This is a genomic window from Bifidobacterium aemilianum (assembly GCF_003315635.1).
In the GTDB taxonomy this organism is placed as follows: Bacteria; Actinomycetota; Actinomycetes; order Actinomycetales; family Bifidobacteriaceae; genus Bifidobacterium; species Bifidobacterium aemilianum.
Window position 1 is genome coordinate 1 of the sequence record NZ_PDCG01000078.1, and the last position, 454, is coordinate 454.

The 454-nt window shown below is 54.8% G+C and carries 1 pseudogene; it reads left to right on the forward strand.

What is annotated here, in order from left to right:
* A pseudogene (locus CRD60_RS08885) lies at positions 1–454 on the forward strand (5'-nucleotidase C-terminal domain-containing protein); the annotation flags it as partial.

Sequence of the window (454 nt, forward strand, 5' to 3'; positions counted from 1 at the left end):
GTGTTGCTTTCGGCAGGCGACAACGTCTCCGCTTCGCTCTACGTCTCTAGCGTGCAGGACGACGAACCCACCATCTCCTACCTCAACGCTCTGGGCTTGAAGGCGAGCGCCGCGGGAAACCATGAGTTTGACAGAGGTCTGGCTGATTTGCAGAACCGTATTTCTCAGTCTGCAGATTTTCCCATTTTTGGCGCTAACGTTACCGATACAGCAACCGGCAAACCAGCTCTAGAACCTTTTACGATTGTGACCAGCCCTGACGGCACAAAAATCGGCGTCATTGGAACCGTAACCACCGAAACTCCGCAACTCACCGACCCTTCAGCGCTTGCCAGCGTGAACTTCGGGGACACCGTAGCAGCAACTAACAAGTATGCAGACCAGCTCTCTGACGGTAACGAGGCTAACGGCGAAGCGGACGTCATTGTGGCGGAATACCACCAGGGTGTAGATG